This is a genomic window from Calorimonas adulescens, from assembly GCF_008274215.1.
Classification (GTDB): Bacteria; Bacillota; Thermoanaerobacteria; order Thermoanaerobacterales; family UBA4877; genus Calorimonas; species Calorimonas adulescens.
The window spans coordinates 101,357-127,594 of record NZ_VTPS01000006.1 but is presented as its reverse complement, the minus strand read 5'-3'; the positions used below and the strand labels follow the sequence as shown (position 1 = coordinate 127,594).

At 44.6% G+C, this 26,238-nt stretch carries 18 protein-coding genes; 6 read left to right on the top strand and 12 right to left on the bottom strand.

Annotated elements, in window-relative coordinates; all coding sequences use genetic code 11:
* On the top strand, nucleotides 1–217 hold a 217-nt coding region (locus tag FWJ32_RS05535; protein WP_162523523.1), incomplete at its 5' end, for a DUF4351 domain-containing protein.
* Between the two features lie 137 nt (nucleotides 218–354).
* Here the strand turns inward: FWJ32_RS05535 and FWJ32_RS05530 are convergent.
* Nucleotides 355–3,198, bottom strand: coding sequence for an S-layer homology domain-containing protein (locus tag FWJ32_RS05530; protein WP_149544979.1), 2,844 nt, complete (start codon nucleotides 3,196–3,198; stop codon nucleotides 355–357).
* Nucleotides 3,199–3,602: 404 nt separating this feature from the next.
* On the opposite strand from FWJ32_RS05530, the gene FWJ32_RS05525 reads away from it, so the two are divergent.
* Nucleotides 3,603–4,121 carry a hypothetical protein gene (locus tag FWJ32_RS05525; protein WP_149544978.1) on the top strand — a complete coding sequence of 173 codons (519 nt, stop codon included), beginning with the start codon at nucleotides 3,603–3,605 and terminating at the stop codon, nucleotides 4,119–4,121.
* A 33-nt stretch (nucleotides 4,122–4,154) separates the two neighbouring features.
* Here FWJ32_RS05525 and FWJ32_RS05520 read toward each other — a convergent pair whose 3' ends face one another.
* The 4 genes from FWJ32_RS05520 to FWJ32_RS05505 all read right to left on the bottom strand — a co-directional run bounded on the left by FWJ32_RS05520 (nucleotide 4,155) and on the right by FWJ32_RS05505 (nucleotide 14,772).
* The gene (locus FWJ32_RS05520; protein ID WP_149544977.1) at nucleotides 4,155–8,456 is read right to left on the bottom strand and encodes a S8 family serine peptidase; all 4,302 of its coding nucleotides are present in this window, start codon (nucleotides 8,454–8,456) and stop codon (nucleotides 4,155–4,157) included.
* Between the two features lie 217 nt (nucleotides 8,457–8,673).
* Nucleotides 8,674–11,625, bottom strand: coding sequence for an O-antigen ligase family protein (locus FWJ32_RS05515; RefSeq protein WP_149544976.1), 2,952 nt, complete (start codon nucleotides 11,623–11,625; stop codon nucleotides 8,674–8,676).
* The gene (locus FWJ32_RS05510; protein WP_162523522.1) at nucleotides 11,626–12,885 is read right to left on the bottom strand and encodes a GumC family protein; all 1,260 of its coding nucleotides are present in this window, start codon (nucleotides 12,883–12,885) and stop codon (nucleotides 11,626–11,628) included. It lies immediately after the preceding gene.
* Between the two features lie 288 nt (nucleotides 12,886–13,173).
* Nucleotides 13,174–14,772, bottom strand: a complete 1,599-nt coding sequence (locus tag FWJ32_RS05505) for a CTP synthase (RefSeq protein WP_149544974.1) — start codon at nucleotides 14,770–14,772, stop codon at nucleotides 13,174–13,176.
* Nucleotides 14,773–15,304: 532 nt separating this feature from the next.
* Here FWJ32_RS05505 and FWJ32_RS05500 point away from each other — a divergent pair.
* Both FWJ32_RS05500 and FWJ32_RS05495 read left to right on the top strand, forming a co-directional pair.
* Nucleotides 15,305–15,643 carry an AbrB/MazE/SpoVT family DNA-binding domain-containing protein gene (locus FWJ32_RS05500; protein ID WP_149544973.1) on the top strand — a complete coding sequence of 113 codons (339 nt, stop codon included), beginning with the start codon at nucleotides 15,305–15,307 and terminating at the stop codon, nucleotides 15,641–15,643.
* A 2-nt stretch (nucleotides 15,644–15,645) separates the two neighbouring features.
* Nucleotides 15,646–15,936, top strand: coding sequence for a type II toxin-antitoxin system RelE/ParE family toxin (locus tag FWJ32_RS05495; RefSeq protein ID WP_149544972.1), 291 nt, complete (start codon nucleotides 15,646–15,648; stop codon nucleotides 15,934–15,936).
* A 150-nt stretch (nucleotides 15,937–16,086) separates the two neighbouring features.
* On the opposite strand, the gene FWJ32_RS05490 is transcribed toward FWJ32_RS05495, so the two are convergent.
* Both FWJ32_RS05490 and FWJ32_RS05480 read right to left on the bottom strand, forming a co-directional pair.
* Nucleotides 16,087–16,398, bottom strand: coding sequence for a TMEM165/GDT1 family protein (locus FWJ32_RS05490; protein WP_149544971.1), 312 nt, complete (start codon nucleotides 16,396–16,398; stop codon nucleotides 16,087–16,089).
* Nucleotides 16,399–16,814: 416 nt separating this feature from the next.
* The gene (locus FWJ32_RS05480; protein WP_149544969.1) at nucleotides 16,815–17,381 is read right to left on the bottom strand and encodes a sigma-70 family RNA polymerase sigma factor; all 567 of its coding nucleotides are present in this window, start codon (nucleotides 17,379–17,381) and stop codon (nucleotides 16,815–16,817) included.
* A gap of 313 nt (nucleotides 17,382–17,694) precedes the next feature.
* Between FWJ32_RS05480 and FWJ32_RS05475 the strand changes: the two genes are divergently transcribed.
* Nucleotides 17,695–17,838, top strand: a complete 144-nt coding sequence (locus tag FWJ32_RS05475; protein WP_149544968.1) for a YHS domain-containing protein — start codon at nucleotides 17,695–17,697, stop codon at nucleotides 17,836–17,838.
* A 113-nt stretch (nucleotides 17,839–17,951) separates the two neighbouring features.
* Nucleotides 17,952–20,048, top strand: coding sequence for a heavy metal translocating P-type ATPase (locus tag FWJ32_RS05470; RefSeq protein ID WP_149544967.1), 2,097 nt, complete (start codon nucleotides 17,952–17,954; stop codon nucleotides 20,046–20,048).
* 31 nt (nucleotides 20,049–20,079) lie between these two features.
* Here the strand turns inward: FWJ32_RS05470 and FWJ32_RS05465 are convergent, their stop codons facing one another.
* The 5 genes from FWJ32_RS05465 to serS form a co-directional block, all read right to left on the bottom strand.
* Entirely contained in the window at nucleotides 20,080–20,388 is a 309-nt protein-coding gene (locus tag FWJ32_RS05465; RefSeq protein ID WP_149544966.1) for a hypothetical protein, read from the bottom strand.
* An 18-nt stretch (nucleotides 20,389–20,406) separates the two neighbouring features.
* On the bottom strand, nucleotides 20,407–22,044 hold the full coding sequence (locus FWJ32_RS05460; protein WP_149544965.1) for a response regulator: 1,638 nt from the start codon (nucleotides 22,042–22,044) through the stop codon (nucleotides 20,407–20,409).
* On the bottom strand, nucleotides 22,034–24,208 hold the full coding sequence (locus FWJ32_RS05455) for a sensor histidine kinase (RefSeq protein ID WP_162523521.1): 2,175 nt from the start codon (nucleotides 24,206–24,208) through the stop codon (nucleotides 22,034–22,036). Before FWJ32_RS05455 ends, FWJ32_RS05460 begins: the two co-directional genes overlap by 11 nt.
* Nucleotides 24,201–24,569 carry a response regulator transcription factor gene (locus FWJ32_RS05450; RefSeq protein WP_149544963.1) on the bottom strand — a complete coding sequence of 123 codons (369 nt, stop codon included), beginning with the start codon at nucleotides 24,567–24,569 and terminating at the stop codon, nucleotides 24,201–24,203. Before FWJ32_RS05450 ends, FWJ32_RS05455 begins: the two co-directional genes overlap by 8 nt.
* A gap of 324 nt (nucleotides 24,570–24,893) precedes the next feature.
* Nucleotides 24,894–26,192, bottom strand: coding sequence for a serine--tRNA ligase (gene serS, locus FWJ32_RS05445; protein WP_149544983.1), 1,299 nt, complete (start codon nucleotides 26,190–26,192; stop codon nucleotides 24,894–24,896).
* Between the last annotated feature and the right edge of the window lie 46 nt (nucleotides 26,193–26,238).

The following is a 26,238-nucleotide window of genomic DNA, read 5'->3' as shown; positions in this document are numbered from 1 at the left end:
TGTGCTTATTGAAAAAGGCAAAGAAGAGGGCATTAAAGAGAGTATCTTCAGGAGTAAAGTAGATGCAGTGTTCAAGATGATAAAAAAGAGGTTCGGAAAAGTACCAAAGGGCTTAGATGACAAGATAAAGTCTGCTGATATGGATACCCTTGATAGGGTTATAGACGGCATAATGGATGGTAAGACACTGGAAGAAATAGAGGCAGTCCTGAAATAGGGCTGCCTCTATTCTGTATAAAACCATAAGAACCGTCCCCACTGGCATGATATTCTGTATACTCACTGGCAAAATCATGATAATGCAAAAAAGAAGGGCTGGAATAATCTCCAACCCTTTCTTTTATTACGGCTCATTTATAACTCAGGATTTGTTGCAACTACTGTCACTGTTACTTTAACTGTCTGAGTATTGCCAGCAGCATCTTTTGCCGTAATTGTTATATAATATGTGCCTTCTGTAGATGGCTTGCTTAAAGTTGCTGTGTAGAAACCATCACTATCAGGTCCACTAACAGTGCCACTACCAATTGTTACAGATGTTACTCCAACGTTATCTGTAATCTTTACTTTTACTGGCATTGTGTCACCTGCGCTGCCTTTTACTATCGTAACTGTATTATCAGAAGCAACATCCTTACCATCTACTGAAATATCTGATATTACAGGCTTCTCAGTGTCCTTTGTAGTAACTGGCTTCATATACAGCAATGCAGCAATGACATTATTCTCATCAAGTACTCCATATACTGTATATCCCTTCAGTATCTTGGTGTAGCTGGATGCTACCAAAGAGTCATATGAACCGTCATCATTCAGCTTGACTTCATATACCACTGAGGAACTGTTAAACTTGTATGTGGTATCTCCAACAGTCAGGTATGCACCGTCCCTTGAAGCAACTGTCCCGTTAATATCAAGTCCTGCCTTTGCAACATTTCTGCTGGCAACTATTGTTGGATGAGCCTTCTTATCACTGTCAACAGTGTATTTAATCATTACACCTTTCTTGAGGTTTGTATTCTTGTCAACTTCATATGTTACCTTGCCGGTATCATATTCATCGACGTCTATCTTCCAGTCACCATCATAGTAGTAGTCAAGGACTACACCATAGTAGGTGTCTGAAGCTATTGTATCGTAACCATCGGTGAATATCATGAACTTAACCCTGTTCCTGCTGTCAACGTATATCATAGCCTCTGCATCGCCTGGGTTTTGAGACTTGATGTCATCCCAAACTACTGTATCAGGATCATCCAGGCTGTCGAGTATTACTGTATCACTCTCTACGTAGTATACCTTCTTATCATCTGTCATTATTGTATCTTCATCATCGTCAAAAGAGTTCAAGCCGTCGTTAGGAGTAAGCTTCACTCCAACTGCATCTGCCACTTCAGGAACGTCTAACAGGTAAAGCTCTGTGATTACGCCATCCTTATCTGTCTTGAACATCACTGGAATGTAATCATCAGCACCACTTATTGATGGTATATTATCAAGATCTCCTGTTGTATCTCCATCTACATAATATACATCGCCGTCAAAATCATATGTCTTCTTCTCGCCGTTGGCATAGATCTTTACTTCATCAGCGAAGGTATTGACTGCTTCCAGGACACCATAAATCTCATCAGATGTAACCTTTACATCTGTCGTCAGGAAAGCAACCTCTCCCACATTGTCGAGGAGTATTTTTACATCTTCACCCACGGCGTCGTCAAATATTGTAGCATCTGTGCCATCATAGTCATAATAGTCATCACCATTGTTCAGAGTATAGACAGTTACACCATTCAGGCCATCACCAGCACTTGTACTGTAGCCTGTTCCGTCAACATAGAAGGTGGTGTCCTTTACCTTCGTGAGCTTGCCCTCTACGGCATTCCTGGTCACAAAGAGATAGTACCAGTCACCGTTAATGTCAGCATAGCTTATTACATCGTCGGCCTTTACATCTGAGAGGTCTATTGTCTTGCCGTCAAGGAATATCTTGTAGCCTTCATCAGCATTTGTAAGGTCTAATGTCGACTTTGAACCATCAGAATCGATATAGTCAATTGTCTTATCGTCTTTATTGACAGCAGTTACTACCATATTGGTCTGCGTCAGTTCATATACGTCGGCAAACCTTACATCGCCGTCTTCAAATATGAACCTGCCATACATGCCAGTTTTCAGGTCTTCAGGATCTGCACTATCGTTGTTGATATACACTACTGCGTCCTTAGCAAAGTCATAGGTATCGTCAGCAACATAGAGATATACTGAATCCTCTGTCGCATCCTCACCTACTACATCGGTCTTAACCTGGGCTGTATCATACTTTACATAAACTATCTTGTCATCTTTCTCCCAGGCTGTAACCTTAAGGCCAAGGAGGTCATCAGGATTGATACCTGCAGCTACTGTATAGGTATCCTCATTCTTGCCGTTTTCATCAACCATCTTGATCTCATCGTCGTCAAGACTGCTGTCTACCTTTGGGGTAGCTGTTACTACATAGTCCTCATACTCATCGACCTTCAGCTTGTCGCTTAATAAGGTCTTGCCCTCTTTTACTTCATAGCTTATATCTGTGCCGTAACCGGTCTGCTCCATCATGTCAATGTCAAGAGCGTTGTCAAGCATTACTGCTACATCGCCCCTGTTGGCATAACCATCAGCAGAGACCTTTACGTCATCAGTGATACCCAGTTCAGAACCCTTTGAGAGGTATCCTACTGGCCACGTGCCTGTTACTGCTGGTTCATAACCAAGAGCCCTTACCAGCATGGCAACTGCTTCCGCATAGGTAACCGGCTTTGCAGGACCAAATGTCCCATCCGGATAACCCTTTATAATGCCATTCTCTGTAGCTACAGTAATGTAGCCCCATGCCCACTGATAGTCAGCGTTTACATCACTGAAAGCGGGCTTTGCGGTTGTGAGCTTAGCGGCACTCTCAAGACCTAAAGCCCTGACTACCAGAGTAGCAAACTCTGCCCTGGTTATCTGGTTGCCCGGCTTAAAGGTGCCGTCTGGATAACCAGTCATAATGCCCAATGCTGCCAGTTCTGTAGCGGCTGTCTCATAGTCGGTACCAGCTACGTCACTACCGACCTTTGCTGGAGTGACTGTGGCAGCAAAGCCTGTTACCATGGTCCCAAGCACCATAGCTAAGACCGCGATAACGGCAACAACCTTTTTAAGATTGTGCATATCTCTACTCCTCCTTTTATGTTGTATTTTATTTTATTTCTTGGAAGACGGGGGAATTACCCTTCCTCCAAAAACCTTTTGACAGTACAACGGCGATTGGCCTCCTTACTTTGCCAATCTGTGAATAATTATAGCATGGGGGCTTTGGGGATTCAATAAATGTTACAAAACTGTAATATAGTTGTAAAGTTTGTAACGCAAGACGCCTCTTCTGGACATCCTGTATAGATATTTATTCTACATATCCCTGAAAATTCCTGCTTTTAATATAAAAATTTTAGATTGAGGGAGAAAAATGTGCAATCAGCAGAGATATTTTGCACAGCAGGGTAAATTTCAGGCTTGATATCCAAATAAAAGTTTGGTTTAATAAAAACACAATATGCGAAGGGGGGACGATAATTATGAACATAAAACGGGATATTGAAAAAGGTATCGAGTGTTTTTACCCTGTCTACGAGGACGGGGACAGGACAAGGGTGGTGTATATTGACGGCTCCGAATCGGTTTCAGATATCCGCACGAGGAAATACCTGAAGGACCTTGCCCATTTCTACGATACAGACCTGAAAGCGCTGACAAGCCATACGGCGGAGAAACTGGGTCAAAGGTATTCAAACCCCTTAGTCATAGGCGGCGAGGTATGGGTACCCTTCTATGTGAGAAAACCTGTGGTACGCGGGGATATGTGTACGGGATACTTTGTCTTGAGATACATAGAAGGGCTGTCCAGGGTGGAGGAGAATGTATTTGTAAAAATGGCATCTGGTATTTACATACAGATATTTCACAGGAGGGCCACAGCCAATAAAAGGCTCAATAACGCCCGGCTTTTAGAGAGGGAGATGTACAGCCAGAGAGAGCTTGAGATATTCAGGATGCTGGAGAGGGAGGGGCTGTACCTCTACAGGACAATAAAATAGGGCCATGCCTTAAACATGGCCCTGAAGTTAAGCCTATATCATATCAAGGCTTTTTAATAGCCTCATTATCATAACCGCTGCCTGTGCCCTTGTAGCCTTTGCTTCGGGAGCAAATGTCTCATCATCCAGTCCGCTCACTATGCCCTTCTCTATACCAATGGATACTGAGTCTTTTGCCCAATCAGCTATGTTGCTGCTATCTTTGAATTTCAATTGGGTATCTGCTGTTGGGAAATACTTTTCTCCTTTATTCTGCTGCATAGCCCTTATGATCATGGCAGTCATCTCCTGCCTTGTGATCAGCCCATTGGGGTCAAATCTACCGTTAAAGCCGTTTACAATGCCAAGCTGCTTTGCTGTCTCCACATAAGGATAGAACCAATCGGAAGGCTTCACATCCTCAAATGAAGGTGCCTGCGGAGTATATATGCCACCGTTCAGCGCTGATACAATCATCTTTGCAAATTCTGCTCTTGTGACACTATTTTCAGGTTTAAAACTGCCGTCAGGGTAACCGCTTATTATATTTCTGGATGCGAGTACCTTAATATCTTCCTCTGCCCAGTGTCCATTAAGGTCATTGAAGCTGACCTCCTTTATTATTAAGGCATACCTGCTGAAATGGTTGAGGTTTACTGATACTGTATCAGAGGCCTCGTCTACCTTACCACCGACGACATTCCATTTACCGTCCGACTCATTTAGTGTATAGACAGCAAGGAATTTAGGACTGATGGAGTTTAATCCCTTCCTGTCATACTTGAGTTTTAATGTCACAGGCTTCTTAAGCTCTGCACCGGCTTTTATTTCATATACATTCCCTATGATTCTCAAAGCAGCATCATTGACCTTGACACTTGAAGGTTCAATGACACTTATCTCCACATTTACATCGCCGGTAAATGCATCCTCAGGTATATCAATGGACATAGCGTTATCTGCTGTAGATACAATGCCTCCCTCCCGGCCGACAGTCTTTTTAATGACATTTGCGGCAGGCTGCTGCCCTGTCCCACCTGTTGTTCCTCCTGAAGAACTGCCACTAGAAGATCCTCCGCCTGATGAACCGCCGCCGGAAGAACCACCACCTGAAGTAACCGGTAACGCCTTAACATTTACGCCAACTTTGGTAAGCTGGTTGCCTTCGCCATCATTTACAAGGAGAAGGCCGGTATAATCAGACTGCGTTGTGGGCACGGTTAAGGTCGCTTTAAAGTCTGCGGTAGCGCCTTTGTTTATTGAGAGCTCCCCATTGGCTATTGTTATGGTGCTTCCTTCCACAGCGCTGTCGGCATTCAATATCCTGGTGGTATAGTCAAAAGTGGTTTTCCCTGATGGTATGGCAAAGCTATCCACAAATATGAGATAATCACCCGGTGCAAGCGCCTTTAACTTGACGCTCTCATTAGAATCGCCGTCTGCCTCATACGCAACAAGGCTGTACCCATCTTCAGTCCATCTATACAGATAGAGGTCAAGGTCTGCCCCGGGATCAGAGGTATTTCCTATTGAAACCTCAAATACAAAGTTGGGATTATCAGGGGTAATGGTAACTTCTTCAATATAGTCATCATCATCCAGGTCGTCATTATTCAGGTCCAGGGTCTTGGTGACGGTCTTTGATGGCGTGTTCAAATCAACCAGGCCTGTCCCAGATACTCTGACATCTTTGGCATCATCCGTAAGGTTGGTAAGCTGGAAGTTAGATGTCACGGTTGTGCCTACTGATCTCTCCACGTCCCAGGCGTCCGGCTTTGGTATTATACCGGAAAGTTTCACGTCAAGCGTATAATCATTCTGAGACAGTTCGGACCTGAAGTTTCCATACACATCCACTTCCCAGACTCCAGGCAATGGATTGTCTATCTCATAAACCCTCGGGTTTTCTTTCGTGGTATACGTCCTGTCATCGGGGTCTATGCCTACACCGTATGGGTTGAATATCACAGGCCTCAGCGACGGGACAGTTCCATCCTTCTCAATGCCCTTTAACGATACAGTAAGCTTTGCCGTCCCGTCAGGCACCCTGTAGAAATACCTGTTATACTTGGACGCTATAACAGTACCATCTTTGCTGGATGAATAATTATTGGATATGTCCAGTTCATCAGGTACAACTATGCTCACCGGCACTTCAGCATCAACAAGGCCAGTTGCACTGTCGTCCAGTGTGATTATCTCACTGTTAAATCCTTTACTTAACTTGTTTCTATCAATATATACTGTAAAGCTCCCCGTCTGGCCTGGAACAACATTTATAACCCTTTTGGACAGGCTTATCCAATCTGCCTCTTCTGAAATGTTGATGGACGCAGTAGTATCACCATTATTGGTAATGCTTACTTTATATTTGTTCTGAAGCGGTTCATTCCTAACGTATATGCCGTGGGTCTCCGGTATCCTCTCTATGCAGTCTGTTGTAATGGTAAGGTCGTCAATCGTCGTATCTGATATATGTTCCTTGATGTATTCATAGGCGTCGACGACCTGGGCCAGGCCACCTCCCTGTTCTGCTGCATTGTACCCGTCCAGTTTCCTTGCCGAGTACTTCAATGCCTGCTGAACAAGCACAGGGTCAAGGTGCTCACCTTCATCTATTAGGCCCTCTTTTCTGGCTGCCCCGTTAAGGAGCGCAACAAGACCGGCAGTCTGAGGCGACGCCATGCTCGTCCCCTGATAGAGGTCATAGGGCCCTCTGTATTCGCTGCCGCTCCATACATCCCATTCCGGCACGCTGGATACTGCCGAACCAGGGGTAACAACTGTCGGTTTAATCATGCCGTCTTCCCGCGGCCCTATGGACGAAAACCACCATAATCCCTCTGTGCCTTCAGGTACACTGTTATCACCGTACTCCTCCCATGTGTCCTTATTTATGTATGCACCAGAGGTCACTGCCATTGTACTGTCGCCGGGTGAGCCTATAGTATTTATGCCAGGCCCCTCATTGCCTGCCGATATGGCAAATACCACGCCATACTCTTTTGTCAACTCATTGGCAAGAAGTGAATCCGGGCTGTTGCCGTCGTTTATATCCGCGGTTGCCCCAAGGCTCATATTTATGACATCAGCTCCGTGCTCGGCTGCATATTCCATGGCTGCCATTATGCTGGATGTAGCACCGCCGACATTGCTTCCCAGTACCTTCAATGCCATAATTTTGGCACCGGGAGCAACTCCTTTTAATGTGCCGTTCCCTGCCGCAATACCGGCTACATGGGTGCCATGGGAGCCCCCATCAAAGCCGAGGTTTACCCATACCACATCCTCATCGGGCCATATACCGGTAAGCACGAAGTTGACCTTAGCCCCTTCCTCTCCTTCAGGGAAATGGGCCATTATCCTCTTATTCTCTTTCACCCCGTCCCTGTATGGGATAAGCGGTTCCTCATCGGTAAAAGCATCATCAAGGTTTGTATCTACATACACATGGTCAGGTTCACCATCACCGTCTTTATCTGCTGCAGCAACATAATAGCTGTCTGTCTTATCCCCATCGAGGTTGAAGTCAAAGCCGGTATTTGGGCCAGGCCTATACCCAAACAGTATCTCATTCGGTAATATTTCTTCCTCCAACTTGCCCACATAAAGCTCAGTACCAGCAGGTATATCGTCTGGCAGGGTAAGCTTTATACCGTCATCCGGAAGGTAAACATAATTGTAGACCTCACTGTATACCTCGCCATATACCGAACTCTGGACTGTTACTCTGGTATCCAGGGCCAGGTCTCCTTCATAACTGAAATCCTGCCAGTCAATTATCTTTATGTCCCCATTTGTAGTCCACTGAAGCATCTCATGCCCCGGGTCAACACCGGTGTCTATTATTGCTATTACTGTACCGGTCCCATCACCAAATTTTTCGTTGAACAAGTCTGCCTGAGTATCATCAAGGGTAGTCTCGAGGTTTGGCTTATACTCATCTATAGGCCTGCTTAAGCCAACCCTTTCCTTCGGGTCTAAGGTATATACCTTATCAAGCCCAAAGTCTTTTATTCCATTTACCTTCAAGAGGTTCATTACCTTAGACCTTGCTAGAGTAGCAGAGTATACCATATCAGACTTTTTCTTGATATTTACGGCACCAATTTTCTTAAGCTGCGCCGTTATATCCCTTCCGTCCGATAAGATAACAAGGTTTAACCTGCTTTCACTCTGCTTTGATAAAGCTTGTGCCTTTATACTCAACCCGTCAGGATTAGCCAGAGGCTTGCTTACTGCCTCTTTCTCAGTAGAAGTAGCTTCACCATCTGTCCCTTCGGCAAACGCCACCGCATAGAAGCAGTTCAGACCAAGCAGTAATACCATGAACAATGAGAGCAACTTTTTAACCATAACTATCCCCCTCTAACCTTTATTATTCTGTAACAACTGATGCTATGTCATTTCTGAATCATCCCCTTATCCAGCATATTTACGTATATATTCGACGCTTAAATAATATGTCCTGCAAGAAAACAAAAAAAATACTTTTAAGAACTTATTTTCTATTTTAACAATAATTTTATTGCTATATTTTATATCTATAAAATAAAAGACCTCCGTCTGGAGGTCAGTCAAGCTTTATAAGCATCACACTGGATATGTCGATCTCGCCGGGGTCATTGCCGTTGTGGTCGAAACGTATATACTGGTTGCCCGGTTTAATATCGCCTGTGGTCGTAAACTCATAGTTATACACCTGAGTTTTATCGGTAAGCTGGATATTGTTGGCATTGAACTGGACATTTTCCCCCGAGGGAGAGAGCACAAAGACCTCAAAGGCTGCAGGTTTTACTGTGCCTTTAGCAAGAAAGACCAGCGCATATTTTGTGTCAGGCTCCAGGGTAAGACTGTCTCTTATTAGGAAGCCTTCCCCCTTGCCACTGTTTTTTACTGCGGCCTGGCCATCTTTAAATTCTGCCGTAAGTTCAGAGTCCTTGCCCTGCGCCACCCTCCAGAAGTCCGGGGTGTTGTCACCATTGATATCTATATCAAACCTTGAGTTTAAAAGCACCCTGTCAGCCATCAAGGCAGCCCCCCTGCTGTCTATATTGGCCAGCACATAGTCTGCCCTCTCTATGTAATTTACCGTCTCGGGAAGTAGATCCATTGGCTTTAAGGCCTTTTTATTTACCCCCTGTATCTCCTTCCTCATGTTTGAGACTGCCTCAAAGTACTTTCTTGCCTCGTCTTTTTTATCCTCATTGAGGTAAGCCATACCCACCTTATAGTAGGCATCTGCCTTCTGGGTGTAGTTCTGCGGCCTGAATGGCTGCACCTCTACTGACTTTTCTACAGCCTCCAATCCCTCGTCTATTATGCCGTGGCTTAGATAAAAGGCTGCGAGCTGCGCATAGAGAGACGAGTCATACCTTGACAGCGTCACCGCCGACTCTATCATACCCCTTGCCCTGTCTATCTTGCCCCTGTCTTTTTCGTTATCGCCTGCTGTCATCAATATTTTACTGTAGTCTGCCCTGTAGTCCGGGTTTAACCTGTCAAAGGTTACTGCTTTGGAATAGTAATATATGGCCTTATCCAGGTCTCCCCTCTTGGCTTCATCTGAGCCCTTAAGGGCTGAGGACAGGGCATAAGAGAGGCCTGATGAGATCATCACCATTATTACAGAGAGCACTACGCCGTATGCCGGTCTAAAGTTTATCCCAAGCCTCATCCTTCCCACGTCAATGCTATATACCCTGCCCTCTGACAGTATGACGCCCATGAGAGTCCAGAGCATAAAGCTCACGGCAGACAGGGACAGGTCAAAATCCATGGCTGAGTGGGCATATAGAGAGAGCACAGCCATAAAAGGTGCTAAGAATAAATACACGTCCTCTGTGCCTTTCCATATCCTGTATGAGACATACAGGAGGCTTAAGAGCAAACCTGCCAGTGCAGCCAGTCCCAGTATGCCCGTCTCCACCATTATCTGTGCAAAGTAGTTATGTGCCTGAGTGGTCCAGTACATATATGACTGGAAGGCAAAGTATGCCGCCTGCCATCCTCCGCCGCCAAAGCCGAATACGGGGCTGGCCTTGAACATCTTAAAGGCGTCCCTGTAAAATATGAGCCTCTCCGACGAACTCTGGGTGGACAGCGTTATGTCCTGCATCCTTGTTACCAGACTCTCTGGTATGTACCTGTATCTTAGCGGTATCGAGATTTCCTGCCCCCCACCTTTGAGGGCAGCCCCGCTGAATGTCACGGATGTGCCGGCGTAGAGGTTCCTGAAGTATATCCTTAGCCTCCGGGTATCTGGAAATGTCTTAAAATCTATAACTGCAGTACCGCTCTCTGCTTTAGGGTTATATGCAGTTATATTGCTCGCTACCCCCATGCCATCTATACTCTCTATGAGCACCTGGTAGGCCCACGGTTTATCTGACCTGTTCTCACACTGTACCTTTACCTCCAGTGTGTATCCTGTGTCGGGTTTTACATCCACATACCTTATTATCTGCTGCCAGGTATCCTTATCTGTATCATTGGAATAGGCAAGTGGCATTGTGGATGTCATGGCTGTATACCCTGCTATACATGCTGCTATTAAGAGCACAGCAAAGGCAGCCGCAGCCTTCTTCCTGTCCACCTTCCCCGCAAACCTGTCAACTACATATGCTAAAAGGCCGAGGACTAAAGAGGCTATAAGGCCGATAAAAAACCATCTCCATGCCCCTGCTGGAGGGGCCTCTGCTATGGCACTGCCGAAGCCCTGCAGCGTGATGACTATAGGTGCTATGGTAAGTATGCCGTTTATAAGAGTCTCCATCCACCTTTCCTTTGAAAGTATTACAAACAGTAAGGCAAGGACAGGAAACATGACCCATGCCCCTCTGGAATAGGTAAATATGAATGTATGAAAGAGGGTATAGGCAGCACCGGCATAGATGACCTTCATATACAATTTATCGGTCTCGCCCATAAGAGCTATCGCTATAAAGTAGACGGCCATCATTAGGGAGGCCAGGGTGTTGGGATACTGGAGTGTGGAGTTTATCCTGCCACCCACAAAACCTCCGTTTATGTTAAACGTGCCTGCCGCAGAGCCTATTCCGGCTACAGCCACAGCTACGCCTGCTATTATGATGCCATTGAGGACTATGTATATATCTCTCCTGTCTTCTATCTCCCCTGCAGCCATCATCATCAGGAAGGCATAGGTGAAGTACTTCAGGACAGTGCCGAAGGCCAGCCTGTAGTTCGCTGCAAATGCGAATGAGATAAGATAGCATAGTGTGAGTATGAGCCCAAAAAGGACGGCTGTATCCTTAAAGAGGACTGTACCATCTAAATATTTTTTTACTGAATATATGAGGAACAATACGCCCACTGCTATCTGAAAGTATAAAAGCTCATAGTTGAAGTAAAGTCCGCGGAAAAACGGCGACAGGATCAGTACAGATACAATGCCTGCAACTACTATCCAGTGCAGCGGCGCTGTATTGTAAGTCCTCTTTATCCTATCTCTCTTATCTGGTTTTTTCTTGGCGTTTTTCTTATCCGCTCTTGGACCTGCCATTTATTTCACTCCCTCAGCGTCAGGCTCAGAGTTCCAGTAGGCTATGAAGAATACTGCAAACACGCCTACCATGAGGCCCAGCACTGCCGCTATGGCTATGTTTAAGAGCTTCCTTGGTGATACAGGCTCCTCAGGCGGTATGGCTGAAGACACCTGTATGATGCTGGCCTCTCCTATCTGCGACGAGGAGGCTATGTTTGTCTCCTGGTACTTCTGCTGGAGTGCCTCATAACTGTTTTTAGCCATGGTAACATCATTATTTATCTTATCATACTGATACTGCTTTTCTGCCAGCTCGAGCTGCAACTGGTTCAGCTCCTTCTGGGCGCTGTCGATGCTCTCCTGAAGGGCCGCCTTTTGCGCCCTTACCTGGGAAAGCTGTACCTCCAATTGATTTATCTGGTCTAACAGATTGGAATAAGCTGGATTTGCCACCTCTCCGTTTATCGTAAGCCCATTAAGGTTTATCAATGAACCGTCCCCACCACCATCTATTGCCTGGTTAGTCTTAATGGTCTGCGGCGTATCTTTTAGTTGCTCCCTTGCACTTTGGAGGGATGCCACAAGGCCTTTTTCCTCTATTTGTGCCTCTGAAAGCCTGCCCTTATAGTCAGTAAGCTGCGTTATCTTTGCAGTCACCTCGCTCTGGAGTTCATCCACAGACCTTGGCTGGGAGAGAAACTCCTTAAGCTTCGTCATGGCCTCATCCAGCCGCTGTGCCTCCACATCTTCCTGCTGCTTTAACACCTGGGCTGTCTTTGATGCCTGTTCACTCACCTTCTGGTTTACAAAACTTACAAAGTTCTTGCTGAGAGAGTTGGCTATATCTGCTGCCATTTGAGGACTTTTATCCTTTACCTTTATCAGTATCAGGTTGGTATTCTGCACAGTCTCCAGCGTAATGCTGTCCGTCAGTGACTGCAGGGTATACCTCTTAGGGTCCAGGTTTAATTCCTTAATGACTGAATTTATCACCTCGGGGCTTTTTATCATTGTCTTGTATGATTCCACATTCATTTGAGGGGTAGTGGTCAGTGCGTCTAGGAGTTCGGATATATTGTTTGCATTCTGCTGATTCTGGTTTACATTGGTGTTTATGGGCGATGCCATAAGGCTGGCTGAGGCCTCATATGTAGGGCTTATGACAAAAAAACTTAAGACTCCGCTTATGATCATGGCTGCAATGGTGATACCTATAACTAAATATCTACCCTTCCACAGTGTTTGTATCAATTCCTTCAATGAAATCTCTTCTTCCATCTGCATGTCCTCCTTGTTTATTATTGGCCCCTTTATTTTCTATTCTACAAAAACCTACTTTATCCTCTCAAAGTGCCAAAAAAAATTGCCTACAGAACGTAGGCATATCTTAGGATAGGGTGCTTTTTAAGACATGAGAATCATTATGAGAATAACTTCTCTGTCTATATAACTTTATTCTACATGATTTTACAAATTCCTGCTTGTATCTAAAAATTTTTTATCTTGCCGTCAGTATAATACTTTCCAGATATGGCATAAAAAGCTGCATAATATATCATAAATTTTTTATTTATTTAGTGCCGCCTTGATAAACTCCCTAAATAATGGGTGAGGCCTTGTGGGTCTGGACTTGAATTCAGGATGAAACTGTACGCCTACAAACCATGGGTGGTCTTTGAGCTCAATCATCTCCACCAGTCTGTCATCAGGGGATGTACCTGAGAATACAACACCAGCGTCCTGGAATGCCTGCCTGTACCTGTTATTAAACTCATACCTGTGCCTGTGCCTTTCATTTATCATGTCCTGGCCGTAGGCCTCATAAGCTTTCGTGCCCTCCTTAACCCTGCATGGATACTGGCCGAGCCTCATGGTGCCACCCATATAATTTAAGTTTTTCTGATCTGGCATGAGGTCGATGACGGGATAAGGAGTCTTTGCATTGAACTCAGAACTGTGGGCTCCTTCCATGTTGAGCACATCCCTTGCAATCTCTATGCAGGCACACTGCATACCAAGGCATAGCCCCAAAAACGGCACCTTGTTTTCCCTGGCGTACCTTACGGCGGTTATCTTACCTTCAATCCCTCGGTCTCCAAAACCGCCCGGTACCAGTATGCCTTCTGCATCCTTTAAAAGCTCTGCAACATTTTCCTCTGTGACATCTTCAGAGTTTATCCAGTCTATATCCACATAGGTGTCGTTAAATATACCTGCATGGTCCAAAGACTCCGTCACAGAGAGGTATGCATCGTGGAGTATGACATACTTGCCTACAATGGCAATCCTCACCCTCTTACTCCTGTGTTTTGCCCTTTCGACCAGGTCGTACCATTCCTTCATGTTAGGCTCTGTGCAGGTTATGTTCATCTTCCTGCATATCAGCTCATCCAGACCCTCCTCCTGCAGCTTGAGCGGAACCTCATATATGCTGTCAACATCTATGTTCTGGATGACAGCATCCGGTGATACATTGCAGAAGAGGGCAATTTTTTCCTTTATATCCCTTGTAAGTGGTTTTTCACTCCTGCATATGATGACATCCGGCTGTATGCCTATACCCCTTAACTCCTTCACACTGTGCTGGGTGGGTTTTGTCTTAAGTTCACCCACCTTAGAGAGGCTGGGCACAAGGGTGACGTGCATGTACAGGACCGAGTCCTTGGGCTGTTCCAACCCTATCTGCCTGATAGCCTCTAAGAATGGGAGGCTCTCTATATCGCCTACTGTTCCGCCTATCTCAGTGATGACAACATCTACATTTTTCTCCCTGGCAACCCTGTAGACGCTGTCTTTTATCTCATTGGTGATGTGGGGTATCACCTGCACAGTAGCACCCAGGAAGTCTCCTCTCCTCTCCTTATAAATTACATCCTGATAAATCCTGCCTGCAGTGACATTGCTGGAACGGGTGAGGTCTGTGTCTATAAACCTCTCATAGTGGCCGAGGTCCAGGTCTGTCTCTGCCCCATCGTCAGTGACAAAGACCTCACCGTGCTGATAGGGGCTCATAGTACCCGGGTCTACATTTATATATGGGTCAAACTTCTGCACAGCAACGGAAAGACCACGGCTCTTTAGCAGCCTCCCGACTGAAGCTGCTGTTATTCCTTTTCCCAGTGATGAGACCACACCGCCTGTTATAAAGATATATCTGGTAGCCATAAAATAAATAACCTCCTTAACATAAGAAAAAGAGCCTCAAATGGAGACTCCTATCCCTTTAGTTTTTATCAGCAAATTTTATTAATACTGAGCATCGGTTTGCCATAACTAAATACACCTCAGATATAAAATACATACCCTATTATAATATATAGAGAGGGTGCTGTAAAGCATAAATTACTGTAATAGGTACGGTCTTCATAGAAATTATCACCTTGTACTATTATAACGTATCCTAAAACGTACGTTAACTTTTTTATTGACTGACAGTGATTTCTTTATCCATTTTTATCTCCCTTTTTATAAAACGGTCAGGTCATATTGGCTATAGTTGTCATCGTCACAAACGCTGAAATTAGACTCAAGAATCTACACAGGATGAATAACGTTAACTCTGAAACTGAAATTGATTTTTCTTTGTTTCTTTGCTATAATTAAATCAAAGAAAATTTGTATATTATATCATTACTCAGCATATTCTAAGAATGGGCAAACAATTATGTTACAAATAGCCCAATGGGGAGGTAATTCTATGTTGAAAAAACGTATTTCCGTATCACAAAAGCGCCAGATAACCATTCCTATAGAATTTTTTAACATCCTTGGCATTGAAAAGGAAGTTGAGTGCTATCTTCAAAATAATGCCCTTGTTATCCGCCCTGTGCGCGAGAACACAGGCGAGTTTGATGAACAAATCCTTGCTGATTTAATATCTCAAGGCTTTTCCGGGACTGAGCTTCTCGAAAGGTTTAAGGAAATGCGGCGCAAGGTCCGCCCCGCTGTTGAAAACCTGCTTGACGAAGCTCGTCTTGCTGCGGCCGGTAAAGCTAAATTTTTCACATACGAAGATGTTTTTGGTACGGAGGACTAATAATGTACAAGCTTATTATTCTGCCTCCTGCTGCTCGTTATTTAAAAAAGTTAAAAGAAAAACCGCTTAAAGCAGCTTTCCAAAAAGCCGTTGATGAAATCCTCAAGGATCCTTATATTGGCGAACCTAAAACGGGCGATCTTTCAGGTGTCTTTTGTTATGATATTTATTATAACAGGACAAATTATGAGCTGGCTTATACAATCATTGAAGAAAGCAGCTCAACAGTTGTTGTTATACTGGCCGGCACCCGTGAAAATTTCTATGAGGAATTGAAACGGTTCTTACACTAAAATCAAAGTTGATTTAGGTGTACAAAGCAGTATTCCACGAATGATAACAACATCTATGCACCTGATCGTTCGTCTTGATACTCTAATAATTCGTGGTTGCATCTGATGTTACATATCATTCTCAACATGGTTCTTACACCTAAATCAAAATTATCTTTTAAAAAATATCTGCAAAGACTTCATTACCTCCGGCAGTGCAGAATAGAGGACATATATTCCTATGCCCACAAACAGAAGGCCCGCTATGAGCTGAAGGTAGTGAGTGGGTATGTATTTTGCAACTAAATTGCCAAAGAGGGCACCTATTAATGTAACAAGCACCAGTCCCAGAGAAGCCCCTAAGAATATTGGCAGCGGTTTATTGTATTGGGTGACCAGGGTAAAGACGGTGAGCTGGGTCTTATCTCCCAGTTCTGCTATGAAGAGCATACCAAAGGCTAAGAAAAAAAGTTTCCAGTCCATGCTGTTCCCTCCATCTTTGATTTATTACAATAGACCTCAAAACATGTCAATAACATCACGGCACCTGATATCTTGTCTTGATACAACAAGGCCAAAAGATACTCTTCTGCTTTGATGATGATCTGCACAGATGAGAGTGGACTTGCTTTAAGGATGTCCTTAGATGTTATACACCATGCCAAAAGGTTCTGCAGCAGAATCATTATCATTATTTCAAAAATAAAAGACCCTTATCCCGTATAAGCGGAATAAAGGTCTCGTTCACAGCTCGCTGCCGATACCCCAGGGCAATGCTGCCCATTATGTTGAGGTATCGTTTTGAACTACTCCCCTTTTTCCTTTAACAAAAAAGCAATCTTTCCGCAGTCCTTTCTTTGATATATTTTACAATATTTATTTCACCTTTACAATAGTCTTTAAAAATTTTTTAGCCGTTCTCTCATGGCGTCAATAGCACGTCCCTTTAATTCCACGGCAGACTGGTATGATATTCCCATTATCTCTGCGCAGCGTCTTATGCTCTTGTCTTGATAGTAGTGAAGCTCTATAATGGTTTTTTGTCTTTCGGTAAGGTCATTTAAAGCTTCCCTCACCTCATCCCTCTCGGCCTGGCCAATTATAGCCTCATATAAGGGAGGGTCATCAGACTCCAGGATATCAACCAGTGAGATGCCGTCTTCTATCTCCCGGTCCAAATATACGAGTTCTCTCTCTTTCGCCCTGAGGTTCTGGTAAAGATATCTTAACCTTATCTTTAAATAAGATTCAAAGGGAACATTCTTTTCCAAATTATAGTCCCTTATAGACTCTAGTATCATCCTGTCCCCTTCGGCGAGGTAGTCGTCCCAGTCGGTGCCATATCCAAAATAGTTCTTTATGAGCTTTATCTTGAGTGGGGCAAAACGCCTTATGATTTCCGCTGCAGCCTCCTCATCCCCCGACTTAGCCATCCTGACAAGGTCACTTAATACTATTGTTTCCACCAATATCCACCCTTTGAAGGGTGCACCCTCTTAAATTATCGCGACATGATAAGGATACAGTATAAGGAACAATATGTTAAATTAATACAAACTTATATTCGGAAAATTAGGTGGGGTCTTATGATAAAATACGCATTTTGTGATTGCATTCACCTTAAAAAATCCATGAATAATATATAATTCGTTTATTGATGCCTATCTGGCTGTACATGCACAAAGGTCTGCAAATAAAAAAGATGCTTTGCAGATGCGGCAGGTATGTGTTATAATATATTCAGATACCCTGCAGGGGTATAGAAAGGGGGCGTTCATTTTGGCGAAAGACCCGGTATGCGGTATGAACGTGGATGAGAAGAAAGCAGCTGCGACATCGGAGTATAATGGCAAAATATACTATTTCTGCTCAAAGCACTGCAAGATGGAGTTTGACAGCGACCCTAAAAAATATGTGAAATAACTTTCTCAAAAAGACCCGGAAAACCGGGTCTTTTTATTGATATGGGATGATAAATGTGATAATATTATATATGAGCAGTTGTTCATATATTGTGAGAGGAGTTGAGGCCCTCAATGGAAAAAAAGATATACCGGCTTGAAAATTTAGACTGTGCGGAGTGCGCGCAGAAACTAGAGAGGGCTGTGGCTAACAAAGATGGAATAGCCGAATGCACTGTCAACTTTGCTTCAGGCAAGATGATGGTCACAGCCGACGGGAATACAGATGTAGACCTTATTGTAAAAGGTACAATAAAGGACCTGGAACCGGAGGTCACTGTAATTTCTGAAAAAGATGCCGACGATGATAAAGAAGAAGATGAGGAAAATATCAGGGGCAGGATAATAACTGTAGTAATTGGGGCTGTGCTGCTTGCAGTGCCCATGGTGTTCTCTCTGCCTCTGTGGCTTGAGGTTTCGCTTTTTGTTGGTTCCTATATAATAACCGGACACATGGTACTCTGGAGGGCCTTTAAGAATGCCATTCATCTGGAGTTCTTTGATGAAAGCTTCCTTATGAGTGTAGCCACATTGGGTGCTTTTGCCATAGGAAAGTATGCAGAGGCCATAGCCGTCATGCTTTTTTATACAATTGGAGAACTCTTAGAGGACATGGCTGTGGATAGGTCAAGGAGATCCATTAAGTCCCTTATAAATATAAGGCCGGACTATGCTAACCTTAAAAGGGATGATGGGATTTTCACTGTAAATCCTAAAGAGGTAAATGTAGGAGATGTTATTGTGGTAAGGCCTGGCGAGAGGGTGCCTTTAGACGGGGTGGTGCAGGCAGGCCAGGCCAGCTTCGACACATCCGCCCTGACGGGCGAGTCAGCGCCAAGGAGCATTGGACCGGGCCAGGAGGTTTTGAGCGGCTTTATAGACACGGACGCCCTTGTAGAACTTCGGGTCACCAGGGGTTTTGGTGAGTCAACAGTGACCAGGATACTGGAGCTTGTGGAGAATGCCTCATCGGAGAAGGCCCCCACAGAGAGGTTTATAACCAGATTTGCCAGATACTATACACCTGTGGTGGTAGGCCTGGCCGCAACTATAGCCTTTATCCCACCTTTATTCATAACAGGAGTTACCTTTTCAGAGTATATAAACAGGGCACTGGTATTTCTGGTAATATCCTGTCCATGTGCCCTGGTGCTTTCCGTACCATTAGCCTTCTTTGGAGGAATAGGAAGAGCTTCCCATGAGGGGATACTGGCAAAGGGAGGAAACTATCTACAGGCATTAAACAGGGTGGACTCTGTGGTGTTTGACAAGACGGGCACCCTGACAAAGGGCACATTCAAGGTAACAGAGGTGGTGCCAAGGAACGGCTTTAGCAAGGAGGACGTCTTAAAATTCGCTGCCATAGCCGAGGTCAATTCATCACACCCTATAGCGCGTTCGATAGCAGAGGCATACGGTAAGCCAGTCGATGAATCCATGATAAAAAATTATGAGGAGGTGTCTGGCACAGGCATTAAGGCCAGGACTGATAAAGGGCTTATCCTTGCTGGAAACGACAGGATGCTCCATCTGGAAAATATAGAACACGGCGACTGCAATATAAATGCTACGGTAGTCCATGTGGCTTTAAATAGAACATATTTGGGATATATTACCATAGCTGACGAGCCAAAAGATGACTCCTATAAGGCTATAAGGTCGCTAAAGTCTCTCGGAGTGAGAAAGACGGTAATGCTTACAGGGGATAACAGATATGCCGCAGAGTTTATCGCTGAAAAGCTTGGTATAGATGAATATTACGCAGAGCTGTTACCTCAGGATAAGGTAGCAAAACTGGAGGAACTGCAGAGACAAAAGAAAAAGGGTTCAGTCGTGTTCGTGGGTGACGGAATAAATGACGCCCCTGTTATAGCCAGAGCCGATATAGGTGTGGCCATGGGGGCACTGGGTAGCGATGCGGCTGTTGAGGCTGCAGACATCGTCCTCATGAATGATAACCCTTATGATCTTGTAAAAGCCATAGGAATAGCCAGGAGAACAAATTCTATCGCATGGCAGAATATAGTCTTTGCACTGGCGGTAAAGGGCCTGTTCCTCATCATGGGTGCTCTTGGGATAGCCACCATGTGGGAGTCAGTATTTGCCGACACGGGTGTGACTATAATAGCTGTGTTAAACTCCCTGCGGACGTTACAAAGAGGCGGCATTTGAGCCTCCTCTTTTTTGTTCTAAGTACAAGTTGTCAGTTTATCTCATTAAAAGCATCTTTCAGTATAAAGTAGGACTTTTTCAGTCTCTCGTGATATCCTGGCATATCCCACTTTGCCCAGCTATATTCCTGCATAGGTAGGTTAACTGCCTCTGAGAGGGAATTATACTCCGGGCTTCTAACGTCAGAGATGCCAAAAGTGAGTTTCCCGGTCTCATAGTATTCAAGAGGCAATTGTTTTTTGTCTTGTGGCAAAAACATTTGAGATAATATATACATGAACAGGACCGCATCGAGAATAAACATTGCAAGCATTACTATATAAATGTATAAAACAATCATAGATATACCCCGCCCTGTTTATATTTCGTTAAGATGTTTTATGACTCTCATCTTCAGTTCACCTATGGAAAATGGCTTTCTAACATAGTCATCGGCACCAAGCTCAAAGACTTTAGCTATATCCTCATCCTGTTTCTTGGATGACACTACAATTACTTTTATGTCTTTTGTCTCAAGTTTTGACTTCAGTGACTCCAATACCTCAAAACCGCTCATTTTGGGAAGCATGAGGTCCAGGATAATCAGGTCGGGTTTTTCTTCCACAGCTTTTTTCACAGCAGCATCTCCATCTCCTGCCACCGTTACATCCACACCTATGTCCCTCATACTTGACTTTATAAGCATGGCTATGACATTCTCATCATCAACTATCATTACCCTTTTTCTCTTTTTAGGTTTTCCCTTCTCTATCTCAGAATATATTACGACCCTGTTTCTCCCCGCCTCCTTAGCAGCGTACATAGCCCTGTCAGCCTGCCTTATAATCCCCTGCGGGTCATCCGCTTCCCTCTCCGCCTCTTTTACACCCGCACTGAACGTAATCTTAAACTCATGCCCCTCAAAGTTGAAGGTCTTTTTAGAAAGTTCCTCTCTTATCCTTTCTACAGCCAGCATTGCTTGTATTTCAGAGGTGTCTGGCATTAGAAGTACAAACTCCTCGCCTCCGTACCTATAGAGGCTGTCGCTCTTGCGGATAGAGTTTAATATAAACTCCGCAAATCCCTTAAGCACATAGTCGCCGGCTGCGTGTCCATAGGTATCGTTGAAATCCTTAAACCTGTCAATATCTAAGAATGCAACAGAAAACGGTCTGCCACCCCTCTCGTACCTTGCAAATTCCTCTTCAAGCCTCTCATTTAAATACTGCCTGGTATGTGCACCGGTAAGCTGGTCATATATGAGTTTTTCTTTAAGCCTGTTGTAGCGTTTCAATATCAACTCTATCCTTGATACAAGTTCCTCGACATTAAATGGCTTTATGATGTAGTCGTCCACATCAGCCTTTAACCCCTTGATTCGGTCCTCTATGCCTGAACGGCCGGTTATAAATACTACAGGCATATCCTGGTACTTGCTCTTTATTATTTTAAGCGCTTCATAGCCGTCCATCTCCGGCATGACTACGTCCAAAAGGACTATGTCCGGAGGATTTTTATCTATGGCGTCCTCTATCTCCAGAGGGTTATCCAGAATACCTACAGAATAGCCTTCATCTTCAAAAGCACTCTCTAAAAGGCTCAGTATGATTGGGTCATCATCTACTATAAGTATCATGCCGCGGTGCTCTATATTGGTATATGTACCGTTAAAGCCGGGTGAGGCCTGGTTGCGTGGTATTTTATTGTACTCTGAGAGTTTTTCTTTTATCTTGAAAATGTAAAATGTTAACTCTTCAATGTTATCCACTACATCCTGGTCCTCTAACAGCTCCTCGCCATTAAGGCCAATCTCTGCCAGTTCGCTCAAACCCAGCGTTGCAGCAGTGCCTTTAATAGAGTGAAAAAATCTTTTCAGCTCCTCTGATTCCGACTCATCTATGTCCTTCCCCTTGCTGAGGATCTCTATCATTCGTAAAAGTTTCTTTTCCAGTTCTTCATAAAAGCTTTCTCTTGCTTTTTCCATAAGCCGCTCCATCCTGCTTTTGTCACTCGTCATGTCTACTGTCCTCCTTTACTTCTCTGTATATGGGTATGGTAAAACTGAAGGTGCTGCCCTTACCCACTTCCGATTCAAACCATATGTCACCGCCATGGGCCGTCACTATCTCCCTGCATATGGCCAGGCCAAGACCCGTACCGCCTATCTCTCTGGTGTCTTCACTGTGTACCCTGAAAAACCTTTCAAATATCTTGTCCTTTTCCTCATCCGGTATGCCTATGCCCCTATCTGACACTGAACATTTAACCATCATGCCGTCTCTGGACAGGCTTATCCTGATATCCCCTTCACTGGAGTATTTGACGGCATTGGATATAAGGTTTGAAAAAACCTGTTTTATCTTATCTTCATCACCGTAGACAAAGGGTATCGTGCTGCTTGTCTCAAGGAGGATATCCCTGCCCGATGAATCCCTGTAAAGCCTGACTGTTTCCTCTGCAACAGCCTTTATGTCAACCTTTCTCATGTTATATACCTGCCTGCCGCTCTCCATCCTCTGAATATCCAAAAAGTCGTTTATAAGCTGCGTGAGCCTCTTAGCTTCAGACTGGATTATACCTATATACTCCTTCTTTTTTCCCTCAGCAAGCTGTCTGGTAGTCAAAAGCTCAGCAAAGCCAAGTATGCTGCTCATAGGTGTTCTGAGCTCATGGCTTACAGTGCTTATCAGTTCAGATTTTAGCCTGTCTACCTCCTTCTCCCTGGTTATGTCGTGGAGGACCACAAGCCTTCCTATGTACTCTCCGCTTTCCATACTTACCGGGACTGAATAGAGTTTAAAGTACATTGAGCGTGGTATCAGATAGATCTCCTTCTGCAGAGAAGAAAACCTATCACTCAACAAAGAAACCAGCTCATCGGCCAGGCCATCCGGTGTGAACGGCTTAAAGAATACCCTCGCCCATTCCTCAGCCTTTACGGTATCATCCGCTTCAAAATTAAAGAGGCCCTTTGCATTCCTATTAATAGTTATTGTGCCGTCCTCACGGAAAAGAATAATATAGTCATCCACAGAGTCTACCACAGCTAGCGTGATATCCCTCTGCTTTCTTAAATTTTTTGTCTGCTCGTCCAGTTGAGCATTGAGCTCCTCAACCAGAGCATAGTCCTCCTCTAACTCGCTTTGCTTTGCAATCAGCAGCCTGTTGGTCTCCTCCAGTTTCTCACTGGTTACAGAGCGGCGGTACTCTCTGAGAAAAAGCCCAAACAGGAGCCCTGCAACAGCAGAACCAGCTATGGTCGCTATCAGGAGTGCCCTTTTCAGGTCATTATACGGCTTGGCTATTGCCGCCATGTCGTTGCTGAGAAGCACATACCACAATTCATGTCCAGCATCAAAGCGCTTAAATGTAATCAGCTTTCCATTCTCCTCTATATACCCTTCCCCTGCTCGAACAATCCTCGCCATGGTGTCAGCTGAAAAGTCCTTTTGGAACTCCTTACCTGTTCCTAAGATTTTACCCCATCTTTTTGAGCTGTCCCGGTTGTATATATACATACCGTCCTGGTTTATAATTGAGATATTGTCATAATCGTCAAGAAATTTCAGAAGCCTGTCCCCCGAGATATTGAGAACAATTACACCCTTGAGCCGGTTTGACCTATCATATACAGGAGCGCCGACCCTGAGCACAGGATTTAATGGCACCTCTATCTCCCCGTTTTCTACATTCAAGTCAATTGGTGAGACATATACACTGCCTTTTTGCTGGTTTATAATATTTCTAAAATATGGTCTATCTGCCTTATTTTGCAGTTTATCATCCTGAATCAATTGGGTTTCCCTGCCATCATTATCAACCCTGATGATCTCATCTCCTTCATCATTTATAAAGCGCACCTGGCTGTACAGGTTATTTATTGCGGCAAACCTGACAAATATGTCCTGCACACGCTTTAGATTGTAATCATAGTCCACATCAACATCAGAGTTTAACACACTGGAACTGCCCATGAACTCCGCAAGGAAAAGGGCATCTGAGTCTGCCTTCTCCAGTTTGTCGTTTATATATGTACGTATCTCACCGGTTATCTGGCTATCTACAGCCTGTATATTACGTATGCTGTATTCTTCAATTATGTTAAATATGTTTACGGCAGTCAACATGACGACAATGAGAAGAACCACTATAAGGACAAGATACAACGTACGCCTATTCATTAAGGATCTCCTCAACGACATCAAGGAGCTCAGATGGACTAAAGGGTTTGAATATGTACCTATCAGCTCCTGCATTTGCTGCATCATCCATATCCGATTTTTGCACCTTAGCAGTCAATATGATAACCCTTGTATCTTTAAGGCTTTCATTGGATTTGATGGCCCGACATGCCTCAAGACCCGTCATCCCCGGCATCATCACATCTAAGACAGCTAAATCAGGTTTTGATTCCATCACTTTTTCAAGTGCCTCAATACCGTCTGATGCTTCAATCAACTCCACATCATCTAATACCTCCATGGTCCCTCTGAGAAGTATCCTTATAGACCTTTCATCGTCCGCTATGAGAATCTTCTTCATTAATATCCCCCTGTTTCCAATGGAATTACTATTGATTTTAGTGTAAGAAGCCCATGGAAGATGACATGCAACATCAAATTCAGCCTTAAAGCACGTCCATAATACTCTTAATAAGCGGCAAATGGAGTCCTGGCATCTGGCATGGATGCCAGATGGAGGCGCACCCGGCAAAATGAGCTACAAATATTAGATCAGAACGAGTGTCAGGTACATGGATGTTGCTGACATGAGCCTTATACACCGAAACAATTATTGTAATCATAATAACAAAATTAAATAAATTTAGCAATGGCCTGAATCACATTTTGCAACAAAAAGGCCGCATCATCTGCGGCCTTTTGCATTCTCCCTGGTTATTTTCTCTATGCCACCCATAAACGGCCTCAGCGCCTCTGGGATTACCACGCTCCCATCAGGCTGCTGGTAGTTTTCCAGTATGGCAGCTGCAGTACGGCCTACAGCCACACCCGAACCATTGAGGGTATGGACATATCTGGCCTTCTCACCCTGGCCTGGCCTGTACTTCATTTCCGCCCTCCTGGCCTGAAAGTCCTCGCAGTTGCTGCAGGAGGATATCTCCACATACCTGCCGTAGCTGGGCATCCACACCTCCAGGTCATATTTCTTGGCTGCTGTAAACCCCAAGTCTGCCGTGCTTATGGCCACCACCCTGTATGGGATACCCAGAGTCTGAAGCACATCCTCAGCATCGTTCACCATCTTCTCCAGTTCGTCATATGATGTTTCGGGCTCAACTATCTTTACCATCTCAACCTTGTTGAACTGGTGCTGCCTTATAAGGCCCCTTGTGTCCCTGCCTGCTGAACCGGCCTCCGACCTGAAGCAGGCGCTGTATGCCACATGGTATATGGGGAGATCTGATCTGTCCAGTATCTGTTCCCTGTACATATTGGTGACCGGCACCTCCGCCGTCGGTATCAGGAAATAGTCTGTGCCTGCCACCTTGAAGGCATCCTCCTCAAACTTCGGAAGCTGTCCTGTGCCCTCCATACTGTGCCTGTGTACCATAAAGGGTGGAAAGACCTCCACATAGCCGTGTTTAGTGGTGTGCATGGTGAGCATGAAGTTGATGAGTGCCATCTCCAGCTTTGCGCCAAGTCCCTTTAAAAATACAAAGCGTGAGCCTGTGACCTTCGAGGCTGTGGTAAAGTCAAGTATACCAAGGTCTTCACCTACATCCCAGTGTGCTTTTGGTTCAAAGTCAAATTTAGTGGGCTCGCCCCAGCGCCTTACCTCTATATTATCATCCTCGCTCTTCCCGATCGGCACAGATGGATGAGGCACATTGGGGATAGACATGAGCACCAGATTGAACTCACTCTCGACCTCATTCAGATCAGCCTCCATGGATTTAATCTTATCCGAGACCTCCCTCATCTCCTCAATCTTTTTACTTGCGTCCTTGCCCTCCCTCTTCAGCCTGGCAATCTCTTCAGACTCGCTGTTTCTCAGGTTTTTGAGCTTTTCCAGTTCGGCAAGGATGCTCCTCCTCTTTTCATCCAGCTCTAAAAACCTGTCCAGGTTTTCTGTGGACTCGTTTCTCTTGATGAGTGATTCTCTGATCTCATCTGGATTGTTTCTTATCCTCTTTGGGTCTAACATATTAACCATCCTTCCTCCCATCGTATAAATAAAAAGCCCGTCCCTG

Bases quoted from the DNA above. Each gene is read 5' to 3' on its own strand.
- FWJ32_RS05530 (WP_149544979.1), bottom strand. From the start codon at position 3,198: ATGCACAATCTTAAAAAGGTTGTTGCCGTTATCGCGGTCTTAGCTATG.
- FWJ32_RS05525 (WP_149544978.1), top strand. From the start codon at position 3,603: ATGAACATAAAACGGGATATTGAAAAAGGTATCGAGTGTTTTTACCCT.
- FWJ32_RS05520 (WP_149544977.1), bottom strand. From the start codon at position 8,456: ATGGTTAAAAAGTTGCTCTCATTGTTCATGGTATTACTGCTTGGTCTG.
- FWJ32_RS05515 (WP_149544976.1), bottom strand. From the start codon at position 11,625: ATGGCAGGTCCAAGAGCGGATAAGAAAAACGCCAAGAAAAAACCAGAT.
- FWJ32_RS05510 (WP_162523522.1), bottom strand. From the start codon at position 12,885: ATGGAAGAAGAGATTTCATTGAAGGAATTGATACAAACACTGTGGAAG.
- FWJ32_RS05505 (WP_149544974.1), bottom strand. From the start codon at position 14,772: ATGGCTACCAGATATATCTTTATAACAGGCGGTGTGGTCTCATCACTG.
- FWJ32_RS05500 (WP_149544973.1), top strand. From the start codon at position 15,305: ATGTTGAAAAAACGTATTTCCGTATCACAAAAGCGCCAGATAACCATT.
- FWJ32_RS05495 (WP_149544972.1), top strand. From the start codon at position 15,646: ATGTACAAGCTTATTATTCTGCCTCCTGCTGCTCGTTATTTAAAAAAG.
- FWJ32_RS05490 (WP_149544971.1), bottom strand. From the start codon at position 16,398: ATGGACTGGAAACTTTTTTTCTTAGCCTTTGGTATGCTCTTCATAGCA.
- FWJ32_RS05470 (WP_149544967.1), top strand. From the start codon at position 17,952: ATGGAAAAAAAGATATACCGGCTTGAAAATTTAGACTGTGCGGAGTGC.
- FWJ32_RS05465 (WP_149544966.1), bottom strand. From the start codon at position 20,388: ATGATTGTTTTATACATTTATATAGTAATGCTTGCAATGTTTATTCTC.
- FWJ32_RS05460 (WP_149544965.1), bottom strand. From the start codon at position 22,044: ATGACGAGTGACAAAAGCAGGATGGAGCGGCTTATGGAAAAAGCAAGA.
- FWJ32_RS05455 (WP_162523521.1), bottom strand. From the start codon at position 24,208: ATGAATAGGCGTACGTTGTATCTTGTCCTTATAGTGGTTCTTCTCATT.
- FWJ32_RS05450 (WP_149544963.1), bottom strand. From the start codon at position 24,569: ATGAAGAAGATTCTCATAGCGGACGATGAAAGGTCTATAAGGATACTT.
- serS (WP_149544983.1), bottom strand. From the start codon at position 26,192: ATGTTAGACCCAAAGAGGATAAGAAACAATCCAGATGAGATCAGAGAA.